This window comes from Cronobacter sp. 153480017-3, from assembly GCF_053627815.1.
In genome coordinates this window covers 102,208-119,379 of sequence record NZ_JBSEYN010000001.1, presented here as the reverse complement: position 1 = coordinate 119,379, position 17,172 = coordinate 102,208, and the positions used below count along the sequence as shown (strand labels likewise).

Genomic DNA, 17,172 nt, shown 5'->3' with positions numbered 1-17,172 from the left:
ATTGACGAAAAGGCCGCCCACGGGCGGCCTTTTTTATGATGCGTTATTTATCAAGCTCCTGAATAATCGCATACGCCGCTTTAACACGGTCGTCATTCGGGAACCACTTGTTGGCGAGCATAATCAGCGCGATACGCTTTTCAGGAATAAACACTGCATAGGTGGAAAAGCCGTTGGTCGAGCCGGTTTTGTTATACCACGCGGCCTGCGGCGCAGGCTGCGGCGGAACGATAGCGGTGGCCGCAAGCCCTTTCATGATGCGCTGGCTGCTGTTGCCTTCCAGAAGACGCGAGAGTGGTGACGGCCACGGATAGTATTCCCACATCAATCCCTGCGTGAACTCACCGCTGCGGTAGTAGCCGTTGTGCGTGGCGTTAATCGCCTGACGCCAGCCTGGCGCGACCTCCTGCTCGCCAAGCTGGATTTGCAGATAACGCAGCAGATCCGCGCTGCCGGATTTCAGCCCATACGATTCGGCGTCCAGCGGGCCGGGCGTCACCCGCACCGGTTTGTCGTCTTTGTTATAACCCTGGGCGTAGTTGTCCATCGCGGCCTCCGGCACGTTGATAAAGGTGTGCGTCATGCCGAAATCCCTGAGCAGCCCCTGCTCCATCGCCTCGCTGAACGGCTTATCGAGCGCCTTCGCGGTAATCATCCCGAGCAACCCTATCCCAAGATTCGAGTAAACGCGCTCTGTGCCGACCGGCTTTTCAGGCTGCCAGGCGCGATACCAGTCCATCAGCTGTGTGGTGTTTTTCACCGCATCCGGCACAAAGAGCGGCGTTCCCGCGGTGTGCGTGGCGAGATTCAGCAGCGTCACGTGGTCGAATGCGCTGCCTTTCAGTGCAGGAAGATACTGGCTGGCGGGCGCGCTGAAATCCAGTTTGCCGTCTTGCTGCGCCTTGCTTGCGAGCGTCGCGGTAAAGGTTTTACTGAGCGAGCCGATTTCGAAAAGCGTGTTTTCATCCACCGGCTTGCGCGTCGCTTTTGACGCCACGCCGTAATGCCAGAAATGCGTTTCGCCGTTAACCGACACCGCCACCGCCATGCCCGGGATCTGGTAGCGCGCCATCAATGGCTTAACGACCGCATCCGGCGGCGCAACGGGCGCGGCCTGCGCATGGCCCGCAAGAACTATCATCATTAACAGCGCACTGACTTTGCTTTTCATCGGCTCTCCTCGCCTCTTTCACCGCACACAAACCGCCATTATCTCCGCTTACTGTGACAAAACTCCATTATTTTCCCTAACAAAGGACGTTTTCTCGCCGGATTTGGGTTATCGCGCATACAACAACCCTGACACTTTTACGGGCTAATCCGTTCTGGCTCACACCCTTACTGGTAGGCTTTGCGAAGCCCCCGGTTTGCGGTTAGGATGCTGCGCCATGTTTTGTCTTATCCGCACAACATAATCACAGGAAAGACGAACATTTGCCGTACAAAAAACCAGCACAGGCAAACGTTTGGTTGGTATACGGCGGTCGGTTATTTTGGCTCGTTCAGGTTCAGACAGGACTACAGGAAAACCAATGAAAACAACGAAGCAAAACGCGGCTGAGCATCGCGCCGCGAAACGACGCTGGTTGAACTCTCATGAAGAGGGTTATCACAAAGCGATGGGCAACCGTCAGGTGCAGATGATAGCCATCGGCGGCGCTATCGGTACCGGTCTGTTTTTGGGCGCGGGCGCGCGTCTCCAGGCGGCCGGGCCGTCGCTGGCGCTGGTCTATCTGGTGTGCGGCATCTTCTCTTTCTTCATTCTTCGCGCGCTGGGCGAGCTGGTGCTCCACCGTCCGTCCAGCGGCAGTTTTGTCTCTTACGCCCGTGAGTTTCTCGGCGAGAAAGCCTCCTACGTGGCGGGCTGGATGTATTTCGTTAACTGGGCGATGACCGGTATCGTCGATATCACCGCCGTGGCGCTCTATATGCACTACTGGGGCGCGTTCGGCGATGTGCCGCAGTGGGTGTTTGCGCTCGGCGCACTGGCGATTGTCGGCACCATGAACCTGATTGGCGTGAAATGGTTCGCCGAAATGGAGTTCTGGTTCGCGCTCATCAAAGTGCTGGCTATCGTCGTGTTCCTGATTGTCGGCGTGGTGTTTCTCGGCACCGGTAAACCGCTCGACGGCAACGCTACCGGTTTCCATCTGATAACCGACAACGGCGGCCTCTTCCCGCACGGCCTGCTGCCTGCGCTGGTGCTGATTCAGGGCGTGGTATTCGCCTTCGCGTCTATCGAGCTGGTCGGTACCGCCGCGGGCGAATGTAAAGATCCGCAGACCATGGTGCCAAAGGCGATTAACAGCGTGATCTGGCGTATCGGCCTGTTCTACGTCGGCTCCGTCGTCCTGCTGGTGCTGCTGCTGCCGTGGAACGCCTACCAGGCGGGTCAGAGCCCGTTCGTCACCTTCTTCTCGAAGCTTGGCGTGCCCTATATCGGCGATATCATGAATATGGTGGTGCTGACCGCGGCGCTCTCCAGCCTCAACTCCGGGCTCTATTCCACTGGCCGTATCCTGCGCTCGATGTCGATGGGCGGCTCCGCGCCGAAGTTTATGTCGAAGATGAGCAAATCCCAGGTACCGTTCGCGGGCATTCTGGTGACCGTGTGCGTCTATATCGTCGGCGTCTTCCTGAACTATCTCGTGCCGTCGCAGGTGTTTGAGATCGTCCTGAACGTGGCATCCATCGGCATCATCTCCTCCTGGGCGTTTATCATGGTTTGCCAGATGCGCCTGCGCAAAGCCATCAAAGAAGGCAAAGCGGACGATGTCTCCTTCAAGCTGCCGGGCGCGCCGTTCACCTCCTGGCTGACGCTGCTGTTCCTGGCCGCCGTCGTCGTGCTGATGGCGTTTGACTACCCGAACGGCACCTTTACCGTGGCCTCCATTCCGGTTCTCGCTATTCTGCTGATTGCGGGCTGGTTTGGCGTGCGTAAGCGCGTGGCGGAAATCCACAGCACCGCGCCGCAACCGCATCAGGATTAAATAGCATGTTGTGAAAAGGAGCCGTAAGGCTCCTTTTTTTATGCGTACTATTACTGGTAGCTTGTCCGAAACGCTCCAGCGCTTCACGCTATGGCGCTGCACTACGTCTACAAGGAACCGTTATGAAACCTGCAATCCTTCGCGCACTGGCACTGACGCCGCTCTGTGTGGCACTCAGCGCCGCCGCTGTTACGCCGAAACCGCCTTACTTCAATCATAAAGACTGGAGCATGGTCTGCGATAACACCGGCACCTGCCGCGTCGATGCCTACGAGGCCGATGAAGGCACCGGCGGCTCGCTGCTGCTGACCCGCAAAGCCGGGCCTGACGCGCCGCTTGCCGCCATGATCCGCTTAGGCGAGATGGATGATGACGTGAAGCCCTCAAAGGGGCCGATGCGCCTTGAAATCGACGGTAAAGATACCGGCATGCTGAAAGAAAATAAGCAGGACGAAACCTGGGAGCTTAACGACGCGCAGACCGCGGCCGTCATTAACGCCGTGAAAGGCCGCGGCAACGTGGTGTTTGCCTCAGATAACCGCCGTTTCGCGCTCTCCGCGGCCGGTGCCAGCGCCGTGCTGCTTAAGATGGATGACGTGCAGGGCCGCATCGGCACGCCCGGCGCGCTCATGAAAAAAGGCAACAAGCCGGAAAGCGCGGTACCGGCGCCGATCGCCGCCCCGGTGATCCACGCCGCCGCCGTGAGCGACGCACAGCCTACTACGCTCACCGGCGCGGCGCTCGCCACGCTGCTGCCGCGTCTTGAAGCCACCAAACTCGACGGCGACAGCTGCGATGGGCTCACCGATGAAACGCTGCGTAACGAGCCGGTGACCGTCACGCCATTAAGCAATGGCAAAGCGCTAATCTCGGCGACCTGCTGGCGCGCGGCCTATAACGAAGGCGACGGCTACTGGGTCATTGACGAGGCGCTGAAAGGCAAGCCAACGCTGATAACGCTTATCGGCAACGATTATCACAATGGCGTCATCACGTCCGTACAGCGCGGGCGCGGCATCGGCGACTGTATGGGCGGCGCGAACTGGACGTGGAATGGTGAAACGTTCATTCAGAGCGAAGACTACACCACCGGCGAATGCCGCCTCATTCGCGCAGGCGGCACCTGGGAGATGCCGACGCTGGTCACGCAGGTCATTCCGGCGAAATAATTACAGCGGGCGATGGCCCGCTTTTTTTATTTCCGGCAAAGCTTCGCTAAAAAAAGCATTTATTTATTCGCGCTAAGTTATTCCAATAAACACTTTTCATTTTTAATCCCGCCCCTGCACGATAAAAGCCAGAACGATATATCACCCTTCACTTTTATTATTAGCGGGATAGCCATGAAAAAAATCACGGGGCGCGCCTGGCTCGGGCTGGCGTTAATGTCGGCTGCCGGACTGGCGCAGGCGGAAGGTAATATCAGCATCGCGCAGCAGTTCGGCATTGGTTATTTACTGCTGGATGTGGTGCGCGACCAGCAGCTTATCGAAAAAGAAGGCAAAAAAGAGGGGCTCGATATTAAGGTGGAGTGGCGCACGCTCTCCGGTGCCACCGCCATGAACGAAGCGCTGCTCTCGGGCGCGCTGGACGTCGCCTCGGCGGGCGTGCCGCCGCTCCTCACGCTCTGGGATCGCACCAAAGGCCGCCAGAACGTTAAAGCCATCGCGTCGCTCGGCTCGATGCCCAATTATCTGCTGAGCAACAATCCGGCGGTCAAAAACGTTCGCGATCTCACCGATAAAGACCGCATCGCCGTACCGGCGGCGGGCGTGGGCTTTCAGTCCCGCACGCTGCAAATCGAAACCGCCCGGCTTTATGGCAACGGCGACTATAAACGCTTTGATAAGATCAGCGTGAGCCTGCCGCACCCGGACGCCAGCGCGGCGCTTGTCGCCGGGAAGTCAGAAATCACCGCGCACTTTTCCAGCCCGCCGTTTCAGTACCAGGCGCTGGAGCACGGCAACGTGCATAAGATCTTAAGCTCTTACGACGTGCTGGGCGGCCCGGCCACTTTCAATGTGCTCTACACCACTCAGAAATTCCACGATGACAACCCGAAAACGTACCGCGCGTTTTATCGCGCCTTAAGCGAGGCGGCGAAAATCATTAACGCCGATAAAAAGGCGGCGGCTGCGGCGTATATCCGCACGGAAAAATCGCGCCTGCCGCAAGCGTTAGTCGAAAAAATTGTGAATGACCCGGAAATTGATTTTACCGTCTCACCGCAACGCACTTTTGTTTATGCCGAAAAGCTGCATGAGCTTGGCGTATTAAAAAATAAAGCCGACAGCTGGAAAGAGTATTTCTTTAACGAAGCCTGGGAAAACCCCGGCAGTTAATTCACCTGCGACGATAAAGGAAAAACCGATGACCACAACGCTCAACGCCACGCCGGTTGCCGCGCAGCCGTTTACCATTACGCCCTTCGCGCGCCTCGGCGCGGAAATTACCGGGCTGGATCTGCGCCTGCCGGTCAATAACGCCGACTTTGCGCGCATTCATCAGGCGCATCTCGACCATCACGTGGTGGTGTTCCGCGACCAGAAAATCACGCCGCGTCAGCAGATCGATTTCAGCCGCCGCTTCGGGCCGCTGCAAATCCATGTGCTGAAGCAGTTCCTGTTGCCTGACCACCCGGAAATCCTCATCGTCTCGAACATTATTGAGAACGGCCAGCCGATTGGTCTTGGCGACGCCGGTAAATTCTGGCACTCGGATCTTTCATACAAAACGCTGCCAAGCCTGGGCTCCATGCTCTATGCGCAGGAGCTGCCGGAAGAAGGCGGCGACACGCTGTTTGCCGATATGGAGCTGGCGTATGAAACGCTGCCGGACGACCTGAAGCGCGCCATTGAAGGCAAAAAGGCGGTGCATTCCTACACCGCGACTTACAGCCGCCCGAAATTCGGCAGCCACTGGCGACCGCAATTAACGGAACAGCAGCTTGCCGAAGTGCAGGCTGTGTCGCATCCGGTGGTGCGCACCCATCCGGAAACCGGGCGCAAGGCGCTGTTTGTCAGCGAAGGGTTCACCACGCATATCGAAGGGCTGCCGGAGGCGGAGAGCCGCGACATTCTGGAGGCGCTTTGGGCTCACAGCGTGCGCCCGGAGCATCTCTACCGCCACCAGTGGCAACCGGGCGATATGGTGTTCTGGGATAACCGCTCGCTGATCCATCTCGCGACCGGCTGCCCGGCGCACCTGCGCCGCAAGCTCTATCGCACCACTATCGAAGGCGACGCGCCATTTTAACGGAGGCAGCCATGCAGAATGCACAGACCCACGGCCCGCTGCTGCGTCTCGACGCGCTGAGCCTGGAATACCGCACCCGGGAAAGCCGCGTTCGCGCGGCGCATGAGGTCTCTTTTGACGTCTGGCCCGGCGACCGGTTCATCCTGCTTGGCCCGTCGGGCTGCGGTAAGTCGAGCCTGCTCAAGGCCATCGGGGGGTTTCTTGCGCCCGTGAGCGGCACCATTCGCCTTGAAGGTGACGTTGTCACAAAATCCGGCCCGGAGCGCATGATGGTATTTCAGGAATTTGACCAGCTTCCGCCCTGGAAAACGGTGCTGGAAAACGTCATGTTTCCGCTCGTGGCGAGCCGTCAGGCCAGCAAAGCCGAAGCGCGCGAGCGCGCGCTGCACTTTCTGAATAAAGTGGGGCTTGCCGCCTTTGCCGACGCGCTGCCGCATATGCTCTCCGGCGGCATGAAGCAGCGCGTGGCCATCGCCCGCGCGCTGGCGATGAAGCCGAAAATTCTGCTGATGGATGAGCCGTTCGCCGCGCTGGATGCCCTGACGCGCCGCCATATGCAGGAGGAGCTGCTGGAACTCTGGGAGGACGCCGGCTTTACGCTGCTGTTCGTGACCCACTCCATTGAAGAAGCGCTGATGGTTGGCAGCCGTATTCTGGTGCTCTCGCCGCATCCGGGCCAGGTGCGCGCCGAGATCAACTGCCACCAGTTTGGCATGGATGACACCGCAAGCCCGGCCTTCGCGCAGGCCGCCCGCCACATTCACGACCTGCTGTTCCCTGTTAATGCTACGCAACCGGCGAAGGAGACCCGCTATGGCGCAACTGCCGCCCGTCCGTCCCGAGTATCAGCGTGAAACCGCGCTCCCCGGCGCGCTGCCGCTGGACACACCGCTGCCGCTCACCACCCGGCTGTGGAACCAGGCCTGGGTACGTAAAACGCTGCTGGTCATTGCGCTGCTTGCCCTCTGGGAAGGCGTGGCGCGTATCCAGAATAACGATTTGATGCTGCCGGGATTCTGGCAAACGCTGCGCGCCTTCAGCGAAGATATGCACAGCGGCGAGCTGCCAGAGAAAATCATTAACTCGCTCGGCACGCTATTAAAAGGCTATGCCATTGGCAGCGTGCTGGCGCTGGTGTTCAGCGCGCTGGCGATTTCCACTCGGCTGGGGCGCGACTTGCTCAGTACGCTGACCGCCATGTTTAACCCGCTGCCCGCGATTGCCCTGCTGCCGCTGGCGCTGCTCTGGTTCGGGCTTGGTCAGGGGAGCCTGATTTTTGTGCTTGTGCACTCGGTCATGTGGCCTATCGCGCTTAACACGTGGTCCGGGTTTCAGAGCGTGCCGGAAACCTTACGGATGGCCGGGCGAAACTACGGGCTGAACGGCCCGCGGCTGGTGCTCAATATCCTGATCCCGGCGGCGCTGCCGTCGATTATCTCCGGGCTGAAAATTGGCTGGGCGTTCGCATGGCGCACGCTTATCGCCGCCGAACTGGTGTTTGGCGCCTCAAGCGGCGACGGCGGGCTGGGCTGGTATATTTTCCAGAACCGCAACGAGCTGTTTACCGACCGGGTATTCGCCGGGCTGGCGACGGTGATTATCATCGGGCTGCTGGTGGAAGGACTGGTGTTCGCCACGCTCGAAAAAGCGACCGTGCGGCGCTGGGGCATGCAGCGTTAAAAAAAGCCCCGCCAGTGCGGGGCCTTTTTTTACAGCGAGATGCGGATAACGTCATCCGGGCTGGTGGCTTCCTGCTGGCGGCTGGAGGCCTGCTTCACCGTAACATACAGCGTTTTACCATCCGGCGAGAGCGCCAGGCTGTTCGGGTGTACCGGCGTTTTAAAGGTTTTCGTGACAGTGTAACCTTTAGCCTCTATTACGCTGACGCTGCCCGCCTCGCGGTGCGTCAGATAGACCTCGTTACGTACCGGGTTGAACAGCACCGCCAGCGCGTTTGGTGCCTCGATGGTTTTGATAACGTTGCCGGTGCGGGTATCCACCACGAGCAGTTGCGGCTGCTTCGAATCCGCCACAAACGCGCGGTGGTTAGCCGTATCCAGGCTCAGGTTGATAAAGAAGTGCTCTTTACCGTCTTCGGCTAGCTTTTTGCGCGACAGGATTTTATTGGTCGCGGTGTCGATGGTAATAAATTCGCCGTCGGCGTTGGTGGTATACAGGCGCTTCGCCGCGGCGTCGAGCGCGAGCCCGGCGCTGTATTTACCAAGACCCGTAATGCTTGCGCGGTGTTTTACCGTCTCGCCATCCACCACCCAGATCTCGCTCTCGTTACCGATGCCGCCGATATAAACGGTATTAGTGTTTTCATCGACCACCAGCTCGCGCGGCTGCAACGGCTTCACGCTTTCTGAACGCACGCGCCCGTCAAGCACCAGACGCCCTTTAACGTCGCCGGTTTTCGCATCCACCGCCGTTACCGCGCCATTGACCGTATTGCCGAACCACAGCGTATTGGTTTTGGTGTTAATCGCGGCACCGAACGGTTTGAGATCGTTATGAATGGTCTGGGTAATATCCAGCGTCGTCGGGTCGAGACGGTAAATCACGCCGCCTTTATCCAGCTTGCGGCTCTGGGACGTGGCGACGAACAGCGCCTGCTCCGCCGGGCTGTAGGCCATTTCATACGCGCCTTTGCCGACCGGCTTGCGCAGCAGCTCGTCGGCCGCCTGCGAGGTGAACGACGCGAACGTACCCGCGATAAACAGCGCGCCGAGCAGCGCGCGCAGCGTGGAGAGGTGACGTAACGGCATAAGAACTCCCTTTTAAACAAACAGAATGGGTTGCATCACACTGGAACCAAAAGGAAAAACATGGCCCGGTCTGGCCGGAACCTTTTATTATGGATGAGAATAATAATCATTATTCACGTGAAAGGAAGCCTTTTTATGGCTCGCGAAATGACAAAAGGCCGCTACACTTGCCTGAGTTAACGCAACGTGCCGTTAAGTTTTTCAAAAATTTACATAACGTTTAAGATTACATCACAGATTTTATTGATTTTGTTACTTCCGGGACTTTGTAAACCGCATGAAAATCTCCCGCGCTGTCTATGCGCCCTTCGCTTTTCTGCTGCCTGTCGCTCTCACCCACGCGCAGGCCGCCGCTACAGATGAACAAACCATGATTGTGACCGCCGCGCCCGGCGGGATCTCTGAACTCGACACGCCCGCGTCTGTCAGCGTCGTCAACGGCGACGATCTGCGTCACGCCGCGCCTCAGGTCAATCTCTCTGAAAATCTGGGCAGCGTGCCGGGCCTGCAGATCCAGAATCGGCAAAACTTCGCCCAGGATTTGCAGCTCTCCATGCGCGGTTTCGGTTCCCGCTCCACCTACGGCGTGCGCGGCATTCGCATGTATGTCGACGGTATTCCAGCGACGATGCCGGACGGCCAGGGTTACACCTCGAATTTCGATCTCAACAGCATTGAGAGCGTGGACGTGCTGCGCGGGCCGTTTTCGGCGCTTTACGGCAACGCCTCCGGCGGCGTGATCAATGTGAAAACCGAAACCGGCGAGCAGCCGCCGAAGATTGAAGCGGGCACCTGGTACGGCAGCTACGGCAGCGTGCGTTACGGCCTGAAAGCGTCCGGCGCGACCGGCGACGGCACCCAGGCGGGCGATGTCGATTACACGGTTTCAACGACCCGTTTCACCACCCACGGCTATCGCGACCACAGCGGCGCGCGTAAAAACCTCGCTAACGCGAAGCTCGGCGTGCGGCTTGACGAGGCCAGCAAGCTGACGCTGCTCTTTAATAGTGTGGATATCAAAGCCAACGATCCGGGCGGCCTGACTCGCGACGAGTGGCGTGAAAACCCGCGCCAGTCGCCGCGCGGCGATGAATTCAACACCCGTAAAACCACGAAACAGACCCAGGCGGGCCTGCGCTACGAGCGCGCGCTGACAGAGAATGACGATATCAGCGTCATGGCGTACGCGGGAGAGCGCGAAACCACGCAGTTTCAGTCGTTCAACCAGGGCTTCCAGGCAGAGCCCTCCAACCCCGGCGGCGTTATCGACCTCACCCGCCACTATCAGGGCATCGACAGCCGCTGGACGCACCGCGACGCGCTGCTCAGCCTGCCGGTGAGCTTCACGCTCGGTCTCGATTACGAAAATATGAGCGAAGACCGCAAAGGCTATAAAAACTTCCGCCTGGTCAACGGCGCGCCGCAATTTGGTGAGAAAGGTGAGCTACGCCGCAACGAGCGCAACCTGATGTGGAACGTCGATCCGTATCTGCAAACCACCTGGCAGTTGACCGACAAACTGAGCCTCGACGCGGGCGTGCGCTACAGCAATATCTGGTTCGACTCGAACGATTTTTACGTGGTGCCGGGCAACGGCGACGACAGCGGCGAGGCCAATTATCACAAGTGGCTGCCGGCGGGCTCGCTGAAATATGCCCTGACCGACGCCTGGAACGTCTATGCCTCTTATGGCCGCGGCTTTGAAACGCCGACCATCAACGAACTTTCTTATCGCTCAAACGGTCAGAGCGGCCTGAACTTCGCGCTTAAGCCATCCACCAGCGATACGGCGGAGATCGGCAGCAAAACGCGCATCGGCAATGGCCTGCTGACCGCCGCGCTGTTCCGGACCGATACGGACAACGAAATCGTGGTGGATCAGAGTGTGGGCAGCGGGCGCAGCAGCTATAAAAACGCCGGAAAAACCCGCCGTCAGGGCGTTGAACTGGCGCTTGACCAGCAGTTCGGCGACGCGTGGAAGCTGAAAGCGGCATGGACCTACCTTGACGCCACCTACCGCACCAACGTCTGTCGCACTGGCGACTGCAACGGCAACCGGATGCCGGGCATCGCGCGCAATATGCTCTACACCTCGTTCGGTTACGAGCCGGAAACCGGCTGGTACGCGGGCGGCGATGTGCGCTATATGAGCAGCATCATGGCTAATGACCCCAATACCGACAAAGCGTCGTCTTACACCACGGTGGGCCTCAACACCGGCTATAAATTCCAGCGCGGCAACTGGCTGCTGGATGTGTTTGGCCGTGTCGATAACCTGTTTGATAAATCGTATGTCGGCTCGGTCATCGTTAACGAATCCAACGGCCGCTACTACGAGCCTGCGCCGGGCCGCAATTACGGTGTTGGCGCAAGCGTCAGCTACCGCTTCGAGTAACGCTGGCGAGTGTTTTCAGCGGCAACGCAACAAAAAAACGGGCCTCACAGCCCGTTTTTTTATGCCCTCTGCAACCGTTGCAGATGCGAGAAATCAACAGACTGGCGCGCCTGAAAGAGATCGTATTCGTTCTGCATACCCAGCCAGACATGCGGCGAGCTGCCAAGGACTGCCGAGAGACGCAGCGCCATTTCCGGGGAGACGTCAGATTTGCCGACCAGCAGCCGCTGCACCGTCGACGGCGCGACGTCCAGCGCTTTGGCCAGCGCACGGGCACTGAGGCCGAGCGCTTCCATTGACTCCTGCACCAGCCTGCCTGGGTGCGGTGGGTTAAACATCGTTGCCATCAGTGGTAATCCTCATAATTGACGATAAAGACATCGCCATCCCGAAACTCAAACGTGATGCGCCAGTTTCCGCTGACGGTCACAGCCCATATACCTTTACGATCCCCCGTCAGGGGATGCAGGAAAAATCCCGGTAAGTCGACGTCAGCGGGTCTTATCGCCTGATTCAGCACCGCCAGCCGCAGAGAAATCTTTCTGGCATGGAGGGCATGAATGCCTGCGGTGGAACCCGTTTCGAAATAGCGTTGCAGGCCTTTATGCCTGAAGCTTCTGATCATCCCTGCCACCTCGCTCCTGATGAAGATTTTAAATCAGTGTTGCGCCATGCGCAACACCCAGATAAGCGTTAAGTTACGGCTTACGCTTTCCACTGCGCAGCACCTTATCAGCGTTGCGCATACGCCAGAAGCCTGATGCTGAATGACGGTTAAAACGTTCGGCACGGCTCGCATTTGTGATGAAACCTCTCTGCGCGCTTTACAACACAGAGACACATCGTTCGCCATGCAGGCCGTGCCGTCGCGCCTATACTTAACATTCGTCGAATTCCGTTTAACCGCCAAAAGGAATCCGCTTATGAGCCGTCTGTGGCACCAGAACGCCGTCATTTACCAGATAGATCCCACCCGCTTTTTTGACAGCAACGCCGACGGCTGGGGAGACCTGCGCGGCATTGTCGAAAAGCTCGACTATGTTGAATCGCTTGGCGCAACCGCCATCTGGCTGACCCCGTTTTATCTCTCGCCGCGTCGGGATAACGGCTATGACGTGGAAAACCACACCGAGCCAGACCCGCGTATCGGCTCGCTGGACGATGTCGAGTGGCTGATAGCCGAGGCGGAGAAGCGGGGAATTAGTGTGATTATCGAACTGGTGGCACAGCACACCTCAGATGCCCACGACTGGTTTCAGGAGGCGCGCAAAGGCCGCGACAACCCGTTTCATGACTACTATCTGTGGCGCGACACGCCAGGCCCGGATGAACCCGCGCCGATGTTTCCGACAATCGAGCCGCACATCTGGCGCTGGGATGAGCAGGCGCAGCGCTACTACCGCCATCTCTTTTACCATCATGAGCCGGATCTCAACCTGCGCCACCCGGACGTGATTCAGGCTGTCGATCACGTGCTGCGCTTCTGGGCCGAAAAAGGCGTGGCGGGCTTTCGCGTCGATGCCGCTTCGCACATGGTGGAACAGGCCAGCCTGCCGGGCGATAAAGAGAGCGGCTACCGGCTGTTTAACCACTTCTACGACCTGCTGACGGACGATCATCCGGATATGATCCTGCTTGGCGAAGTGGACGTGAACGTCTCGGAATTTGAAGATTTCTTCGGCGGCGGCGAACGCCTGACCACGCTGCTTAATTTCTGGATCAACAAAAACACCATTCTGGCGCTGGCCCGCGAAGAGGCGGCACCGCTGGTCAAAGCGCTTAACGAGCTGCCGATGCCGCCCGCCAACGGCGGTTACTGCTTCTGGCTGCGCAACCATGACGAGCTGGATCTTGAAGATCTGGAGCCGGAAGATTACGACTTCGTAATGGAGAAATACGCCCCCGATCCCGACATGCGCATTTACGGGCGCGGCATCCGCCGCCGCCTGGCACCGATGCTCGACGGCAACGAACGCCAGCAGGCAATGGCGCATGCCCTGCTCTTTTCGCTGCCCGGCACGCCGGTGGTGCGCTATGGTGCGGAAATCGGTATGGGCGATCTGCTTTCACAGCCGGAGCGTGAATCGGTGCGCACGCCGATGCAGTGGAATGCGGGGCCGGGTGCCGGGTTTTCCGCCTGCGATCCGGCGCGCTTTGTGGAGCCGTTAATTACCGACGGCCCCTTTCGCTATCAGGCGATAAATGTGGAAGAGCAAGAAGCGCGCGACGGCTCACTGCTGCACCGTATCCGGCAGATTATCGCCGTCTGGCGCACGCTGCCGGAGATCTGCTATCAGCATTTCCACCCGTTCACGGTGCAAGAAAAGAGCGTGTTTGCGGTGCGCTATCAGAACCATAACGTCGCCACGCTGATGCTGACGAACCTGAGCCATGAGGCGGTGACGGTGGATTTGGGCGAGTTAAATCTGGAAGGCGCCTGCGAGATACTGGCGGATGATGAGTATCCGCCAGTCGCCTGCTCACTTCGCATCAACGGCTATGGCTACCGCTGGCTGCGGGTAAAGTAAATTAACGGCGGCGGAACAGGGCTTTAACCAGCAGCCCTGCTACCGCCACGGCTGCCACGCCCATCACGCGGGAATCCACGGCAATGGCCTTGTTCTTTGCGTGGCTGTCAAAGCGTCCGTGCGCCTGATGGCCGTTCTCCAGCGGCTGAAACAGGTAATCGGGGCGCTGTGTCGGTTCGGCTTCGTCGGTGAGTTGCCCTTCCCAGGTTTTCGCCACATAACGGTCGAGTAATCCCGGAAAGAACATATTGCCGACAATCGACATCACCGTGTTTTTCCCAAGCCACACTTCGCGCGGCGGACGGCGCGCCACGGCGGCGTCGTAAATCGCCTTGGCGGCCACTTCCGGCTGGTAAATGGGCTCTATCGGCTGCATCCGGTGATGAAACTTATTGCGCGCCCAGTTGAACTGCGTGGTGTTAATGGCAGGCAATTGCACCATCGAGACCCGCACCCCGCTTTTCTGATGCAGCAGTTCGCAGCGCAGGGAATCGGTAAACGCGCGGATCGCCGCTTTCGCGCCGCAATAGGCGGACTGCAACGGAATCGAGCGCCACGCGAGCGCCGAACCCACCTGAATGATGGTGCCGCTGTCACGCAACTGCATATAGCGCAGCGCGCTACGGGTGCCGTTCACCGCGCCGAGATAGGTCACCTCGGTGACACGCCGGAACTCGTCAAAGCTGATATCCTCCACCGGCGCAAGCACGGTTGTCATGGCGCAGTTCACCCACACCGCCATTGGCCCCAGTTCTTCTTCGATACGCTGTGCCGCGTTGCTTACCTGCTGCGGGTCCGCCACGTCAGCGCAGATGCCAAGCACCCGGCCGCCGTAACGCTTTAAGTCTTCTGTGGCCTCCGCCACGCCCTGCTCTCCACGGGCAATGATCGCCACATCATAGCCAGAGGCCGCAAAGTAACTGGCTGTCGCGCGCCCGACTCCTGAACTGCCGCCGGTCACGACAGCAACAAAGGCGTTTTTTGTCATGTCGTTATCCTGATTTGCGTTAAGGGTAACGAAAGCTTAGTACAGCGCAGGAAAAGTGGGCGCCCGGCGAACCGGGCGCGAGAGAAGAAAGTGCGGGGTAACGCGGCGTCAGAACGTGGTCCAGCCCTCTTCCGTGACGGGTTTGCGCGCGGTCACGGTGACAGGCGCTGCCGAACGGATGGGCCCGGTGGCTTCCGGTCGCGGCGAAGCCGGTTGCGTATTCAGGCGGAACGCGCCCGCAAGCTGGCGCAGACGCGCCGCCTCGGTGCCGAGCTCGCCTGCGGCCGCCGAGGACGCGCTGACAAGCGTGGCGTTCTGCTGCGTGGTGGCGTCCAGCTCGCCAACCGCGCGGGCGATCTGCTCAATACCGCGGCTCTGCTCCTGCGACGCTGACGAAATCTCCTCCATAATATCGTTCACGCGGGTAACGGAACTCACCACTTCATTCATCGTTTCACCGGCGCGGCTCGCCAGCGTGCTGCCGGTTTTGATGCGGTTGACCGATTCATCAATCAGTAGCGCGATATCTTTCGCCGCCTGCGCGCTGCGCTGGGAGAGACTGCGCACTTCAGACGCCACCACCGCGAAGCCGCGACCATGTTCTCCCGCACGCGCGGCTTCCACCGCGGCGTTGAGCGCCAGAATATTGGTCTGGAAAGAAATACTGTTGATGACCTCGGTAATGTCAGCGATTTTACGCGAACTGGCGGAGATATCCTGCATCGTCTGCACCACATCACGCACCACGTCACCGCCGCGCCCGGCGGTCTGTGATGCCTGCGACGCTATCTGGCTGGCATGGCGGGCGTTGTCGGCATTATTTTTCACGGTCGCCGTGAGCTGCTCCATGCTGGCGGCCGTCTGCACCACCGCCGTGGTTTGCTGTTCGGTACGCGCCGCGAGCGCATGGTTGCCAGAGGCAATCTCCTGCGCCGTGTGAGTGAGACGCCCGACGCTTGCGCGCAGCTCGCCAGTCATACTGCGAAGCCTCTCGTTCACGCGAGCCATCGCACCCGTGAGTTTGCCGAACTCGTCATGGCGATCGATCTCAATCTGCGCGCTCAAATCCCCCCCGGCGATGCGCTCGGCAAACGCCAGGTTAAGCTTTAACGGGCGAATTATCTGGCGGCTGATGGCCCACGCGACGATAACGCCGAGCAGAATCACAAACGCGCCCAGGATCAGGGCAAGCGTTGAGGAGCCGGACGCCAGTTCGTCATTCTCAGCTTTAGTGAGCGCCACCATCTGTTTAATCGCGCCACTACTTTGATCCCCTGCCGTTTTCACCGCGCTTTCCGCGCCTTTCAGCGATTCCCGGGCGGCGTAATAATCACGACTCAGCGTTTGATAGCGCACTGTGTCCTGCCAGAGCCCCGCGAACGGCGGCAGCAGTTCCGGCGAGAGACGGCTCACGAGCGCCTGATACTGGCTTTCTACCGCGCTGAAACGGCTCTGAAGCGCCTCGCTCGCCTGCTCTGTGCCGGTAAAGCGCAGCGCGTAGGCGTAATCCCGCAGGTTACTGATGGCGAACAGGAGATCGTAAATCGCGTATGAGAGCTCGGGGTCGGCCACCGGCGTGCGGATAAGCTGGGTATACCGCGCGGTTTCATCCTGGCCTGCCAGCGCGTCAAGCGCGCTTCGGATCTGGCTGAGCTTCGCCGTGGCGTCGCTCATGGTGGTGACGCTGCCCTGGAAGCTTTCCAGATAACGCCTGATATCGGCGACGATGGCGCGCTCGTTGGCGGGCCAGTCGAGGGCGCTGGCCTCAGCGGTTTTCGCGAGCGCCTCGTCAACATAGCGACTCATCAGCGCGCGGGCGTCGTCATCGCCGGTATAGAAATAGTTAAGACGGTTAATTTTGGCCTGTAAGACGTCGATATTAATGTCGTCGATAAGATTACTTTTGAGGTTAGCGTCGCGGATGGCCATAAAACGCGCCACAGAGAGCGCTGTCGCCAGCGCCACCAGCAGCAACACCACGCCAAATCCGGCGGAGAGCTTGCGGGTTATGCGAACGTTGCGTAATCGGTTTACCAGTACAGCCATCCTGCCTCCTGTTTTACGATAGTCGGGCCTCGTCAGAGCGCCACAGGAGGTTATCGGCTAAGCCGCCGATTTTTTTAGCAAAATGTGGAAAAAATGGGCAATAAAATGGCCTTTTACCCGACAGCCTCGCGGGAAGCTGTCGTGACAAAGGCCATCTGAAGCGCGTGCACAGTTCATTCCAGTAACGCAGCCGGATACCGCG

The 17,172-nt window shown here is 59.1% G+C and carries 14 protein-coding genes; 8 read left to right on the top strand and 6 right to left on the bottom strand.

All coding sequences use genetic code 11. The annotated features are described in order from the left end of the window. Positions 1-43: 43 nt before the first annotated feature. Positions 44-1,171, bottom strand: coding sequence for a CSA family class C beta-lactamase (gene blaCSA, locus ACUW6V_RS00525; RefSeq protein ID WP_454037852.1), 1,128 nt, complete (start codon positions 1,169-1,171; stop codon positions 44-46). A gap of 361 nt (positions 1,172-1,532) precedes the next feature. Between blaCSA and ansP the strand changes: the two genes are divergently transcribed. The 6 genes from ansP (at position 1,533) to ACUW6V_RS00495 (ending at position 7,925) form a co-directional block, all read left to right on the top strand. Beyond that, the gene (ansP, locus tag ACUW6V_RS00520) at positions 1,533-2,990 is read left to right on the top strand and encodes an L-asparagine permease (protein ID WP_007848558.1); all 1,458 of its coding nucleotides are present in this window, start codon (positions 1,533-1,535) and stop codon (positions 2,988-2,990) included. A 122-nt stretch (positions 2,991-3,112) separates the two neighbouring features. Continuing rightward, positions 3,113-4,159, top strand: coding sequence for a DUF1176 domain-containing protein (locus ACUW6V_RS00515; protein ID WP_454037851.1), 1,047 nt, complete (start codon positions 3,113-3,115; stop codon positions 4,157-4,159). 174 nt (positions 4,160-4,333) lie between these two features. Next, the gene (locus tag ACUW6V_RS00510; protein WP_454037850.1) at positions 4,334-5,332 is read left to right on the top strand and encodes an ABC transporter substrate-binding protein; all 999 of its coding nucleotides are present in this window, start codon (positions 4,334-4,336) and stop codon (positions 5,330-5,332) included. A gap of 28 nt (positions 5,333-5,360) precedes the next feature. Then, positions 5,361-6,245, top strand: a complete 885-nt coding sequence (locus ACUW6V_RS00505) for a TauD/TfdA dioxygenase family protein (RefSeq protein WP_080320790.1) — start codon at positions 5,361-5,363, stop codon at positions 6,243-6,245. An 11-nt stretch (positions 6,246-6,256) separates the two neighbouring features. Further along, the gene (locus tag ACUW6V_RS00500; RefSeq protein ID WP_454037849.1) at positions 6,257-7,099 is read left to right on the top strand and encodes an ABC transporter ATP-binding protein; all 843 of its coding nucleotides are present in this window, start codon (positions 6,257-6,259) and stop codon (positions 7,097-7,099) included. After that, positions 7,059-7,925 carry an ABC transporter permease gene (locus tag ACUW6V_RS00495; protein WP_105547259.1) on the top strand — a complete coding sequence of 289 codons (867 nt, stop codon included), beginning with the start codon at positions 7,059-7,061 and terminating at the stop codon, positions 7,923-7,925. The genes ACUW6V_RS00500 and ACUW6V_RS00495 overlap by 41 nt, the downstream gene beginning before the upstream one ends. A 29-nt stretch (positions 7,926-7,954) precedes the next feature. On the opposite strand, the gene yncE is transcribed toward ACUW6V_RS00495, so the two are convergent. After that, positions 7,955-9,013, bottom strand: coding sequence for a 7-bladed beta-propeller protein YncE (yncE, locus tag ACUW6V_RS00490; RefSeq protein ID WP_454037848.1), 1,059 nt, complete (start codon positions 9,011-9,013; stop codon positions 7,955-7,957). A 277-nt stretch (positions 9,014-9,290) separates the two neighbouring features. On the opposite strand from yncE, the gene pqqU reads away from it, so the two are divergent. After that, positions 9,291-11,408, top strand: a complete 2,118-nt coding sequence (gene pqqU, locus ACUW6V_RS00485; protein WP_105622172.1) for a TonB-dependent receptor PqqU — start codon at positions 9,291-9,293, stop codon at positions 11,406-11,408. Between the two features lie 59 nt (positions 11,409-11,467). Here the strand turns inward: pqqU and ACUW6V_RS00480 are convergent, their stop codons facing one another. Together ACUW6V_RS00480 and ACUW6V_RS00475 are read right to left on the bottom strand one after the other, a co-directional pair. Then, a complete protein-coding gene (locus ACUW6V_RS00480) occupies positions 11,468-11,755 on the bottom strand; it encodes a HigA family addiction module antitoxin (protein ID WP_004388462.1) in 288 nt (95 codons plus the stop codon). After that, a complete protein-coding gene (locus ACUW6V_RS00475) occupies positions 11,755-12,033 on the bottom strand; it encodes a type II toxin-antitoxin system RelE/ParE family toxin (protein ID WP_032989567.1) in 279 nt (92 codons plus the stop codon). Before ACUW6V_RS00475 ends, ACUW6V_RS00480 begins: the two co-directional genes overlap by 1 nt. A gap of 298 nt (positions 12,034-12,331) precedes the next feature. On the opposite strand from ACUW6V_RS00475, the gene ACUW6V_RS00470 reads away from it, so the two are divergent. Continuing rightward, positions 12,332-13,936, top strand: coding sequence for an alpha-amylase family protein (locus tag ACUW6V_RS00470; RefSeq protein ID WP_454037847.1), 1,605 nt, complete (start codon positions 12,332-12,334; stop codon positions 13,934-13,936). Between the two features lies 1 nt (position 13,937). Here ACUW6V_RS00470 and ACUW6V_RS00465 read toward each other — a convergent pair whose 3' ends face one another. Both ACUW6V_RS00465 and ACUW6V_RS00460 read right to left on the bottom strand, forming a co-directional pair. Next, complete coding sequence (locus ACUW6V_RS00465) at positions 13,938-14,924, bottom strand: SDR family oxidoreductase (protein WP_007888785.1); 987 nt, start codon at positions 14,922-14,924, stop codon at positions 13,938-13,940. A 108-nt stretch (positions 14,925-15,032) separates the two neighbouring features. Beyond that, complete coding sequence (locus tag ACUW6V_RS00460; protein ID WP_105622170.1) at positions 15,033-16,970, bottom strand: methyl-accepting chemotaxis protein; 1,938 nt, start codon at positions 16,968-16,970, stop codon at positions 15,033-15,035. Between the last annotated feature and the right edge of the window lie 202 nt (positions 16,971-17,172).